The 3090-nt window shown below is 27.6% G+C and carries 3 protein-coding genes and 1 pseudogene; all 4 read right to left on the reverse strand.

Annotation, left to right across the window (positions count from 1 at the left end; all coding sequences use genetic code 11):
- The coding region (locus tag MR285_RS01820) for a hydrolase (protein WP_293557472.1) at window positions 1–482 on the reverse strand (482 nt) is incomplete at its 3' end.
- A 312-nt stretch (window positions 483–794) separates the two neighbouring features.
- Entirely contained in the window at window positions 795–1343 is a 549-nt protein-coding gene (locus tag MR285_RS01825; RefSeq protein WP_293557473.1) for an NAD(P)H-dependent oxidoreductase, read from the reverse strand.
- Between the two features lie 129 nt (window positions 1344–1472).
- Entirely contained in the window at window positions 1473–2090 is a 618-nt protein-coding gene (locus MR285_RS01830; protein WP_293557474.1) for a glutathione S-transferase family protein, read from the reverse strand.
- A gap of 505 nt (window positions 2091–2595) precedes the next feature.
- Window positions 2596–3090, reverse strand: a pseudogene (locus MR285_RS01835) (ABC transporter permease); the annotation flags it as partial.

Raw genomic sequence — 3090 nt, forward strand, 5'->3', positions numbered from 1 at the left:
CGTCTAAGCGCAGCTATGTGTGCAGTTTTACTTGTACCTCCAACAGCATCTACAACAACATAAACCTCATATCCTTCTTTTAGAGCATCAAGTGCTGGAAAGCTAAGACATGCCTCTGTCCAAAGTGCTGTTATAATAAGCTTCTTTCTTCCAGTTTTCTTTACAGCCTCATAAAATTCTTCATCTTCCCAAGAATTTATTGTAGTTCTATCAACTGGTTCAATATCTGGAAAAATTTCTTCAATTTCTTTTATTTGAGGTTCATTCTCACCATTTTTTACATTAACAGTACTTAAAACTGTTGGAAGTTTAAAAAGTTTTGCAAGTTTTGCAGTCTTTGTTATATTTTTTACAAGTTCTTCTTGATCCATACTCTTTATGGAACTAACTTGAATAGGTTGATAATCAATTGCTATAAAAGCTGCATTTTCTGGTGTTAATAAATGATCGAATTTTTGATCTCTAATTTTTTTTGAATTCATAATATCCTCCTTAAATTACAATATATTTACATATTTATCATTTAAAGCATAAACTGCTTCTTCTTTCATAATTTTGCCATTTCTGTTTTTGTTGTTTCCAATATAAAGCGTTAAAATAACAATTCTAATTTTACTAAATAGCCATTTATTCTTGACCTATCTTCGCAATCGTAAATTTCGATACTTTTTATTCATTATCTTTTAAAACTACTACTAAAATTTCTATATCTATAATTGATTTCCTGAAATATTAATAATATATGCAAATTATTTAATCATTTTAAGCTCATTAATTTAAAATTTTTTTTTAATTTACTTTCTATTTATTAATTTTGCGTACTCGACAAAACTATAAACACATTTCTTTAAGAACTCTCTAGTTTCTTTAACCATTTTTTTATCATCATCAAAAAGATCTTGAACATTTGATAAATAAACTTCTGGCTGTTGCATAGGAATCAAATCTACATAAATAAATGATTGACGAAGTGCATGATTTGCTGCCATCGCTCCAAACTTCCCAATAGATGCACTAAAAACTGCTGCTGGTTTTTTCTTAAATCCACTTCCTTCAGGATCTCTTGATACTACATCAATTACATTTTTTATTGCAGGTGTGTAGCTCCTATTGTATTCTGGTGTGAAGAAAATAAAACCATCATATTTTTTTACTTCTTCTCTTATATTTTTATAATTTTCATCTGGTTCGTCTTTGTCCAAATCTTGGTTATATAATGGAACATTTGAAATATCAATAATATTTGCCTCTACTTCCTCTGGAAATAGTTCCTTTACTGTTAATGCCACCAACTTATTCCATGATTTTTTTCTTAAAGAACCTACAATTAATCCAATTCTCATAAAACCCTCCTAAAATATATCTAATTAGATATTAATTTTTTGTAAAAAATTTAGCATGAATTTAAGTTTAAATTTTATTTTTTATGAAAATCATGCTAAAACCTAGTAAAAAAGTCTTTTAAAGACCTATTAAATTTCCTTTGTAGAAAGCTCTATAATCTTTTGAACATCCTCGTCATTTTCCATAGTTATCATAAACTTCTTTAAATTTGGATATTCCGTCCAAGACTTTGGAGTCTTTGAAAGCCAACGACTTAAGATATAAGCATATGCATCAAGAACAGTTTTTTTATTCTTATAAATATGAGTTTTCCCTTCAAGCATATTGTCTAAAATCGTTGCAACACTATTAATCTTTTTATACGCCGCTTCAACAACCTTCTCTAAATCTTTCTCATCCCTACTTGTTGTATAGTTTCTTGGACCAAACATTGGCCAAAAAGCTGGATGATAATCTGCAGACAAAAATGCTGAAATTTGATTAAATAGAAATTCATCTTCAAGACCTTCGTCAGGTCCTAAATCTTTTTCTTTATACTTGTTTGCAATATATGATAATATTGCACCTGCTTGAGTTTTTATATTTCCATCTCCCGTATCAAGAGCAGGAACCGCTCCAGACGGATTAATCTTTTTGTATTCAGAAGAGCCCAACTTGACTCTTTCTGTTTCAAAATCTACTCCCGCCCAATCAAGGGCAATCCAAACGGATACAGCACATGTACCCGGTGCATAGTAAAGTTTCATAAAATCCTCCTTTAAATAAAACTATAAAAAGTTTATTTTAAATTTATTCTTCTATTATATACCCAAGTATTTAAATGATAAACTAATGATAATTAAGATAAGCTTAAAGAACAAAATCGTAATTTCAACTTTTGAAAATTAGCCGATAAACCATTCATATTTTAGATTTAATTCTTTAAGCATTGGCGAGCTCTCCATTTTTAATATCTAATTCTATATCTTTACTATAATGATTTTTCTAAAAAGTATCTTTTAACTCATTCCCATGCTTAAAAATGCAAAAATGAATTTGATTGGTTAATATAAATAAAATTTTGATTTTTAATAAATCTTTGTATGCAAAAATATTCAAAATATAAAATCAACACATTTTAATGTGTCGATTTTATAAATCCATTCTTAAATCTTTATTTGGCATTTAAAAATTTTCTGCAAGGATAGATAAAGTATATTCGTAAATAGAGTTAGTCTTTGTTATCTAAAATACTATCTAAAATTTTTGAAATTAAATTGTTCTAATTAAATCAATAGTTGGTCTATCTAAAATTCTCTTTAATGAAAAATGATATATCAGTAAGTTTATACAATAAACTAATAAAGAAAATCCTATGAAAATCTTATAGTCATAGTATTCAATAAGATTTAGCATTGTTAACTTAGAAGATAAAACAGATATAACAATCATAACTCCTAGACTTATTAATATAGAAATTATAAAGGACTTTATTTGTTCTCCTATAAATTCCTTCTCATAAGCTTTTTTAAGTTCATCTAAATCCATTCCACAAGAATAAAGGCTTCCTATTTCTTTCTGACGACTCATTAGGCTTAAATTTATAGAAGAGTATCCATTAGTTATATTTAATACAAATATTATTGATGCTATGGCTGCTGTAAGTTTAATAAATGACCTTATGTCTTTTTCACGATTGGTATCAACCTCTTGACTTGTTGTAATATTGAATCTGTCTTCAGGAGAAATTTTTTCTCTAATAATAGT

It is taken from the genome of Peptoniphilus sp. (assembly GCF_022767005.1).
Classification (GTDB): domain Bacteria; phylum Bacillota; class Clostridia; order Tissierellales; family Peptoniphilaceae; genus Peptoniphilus_A.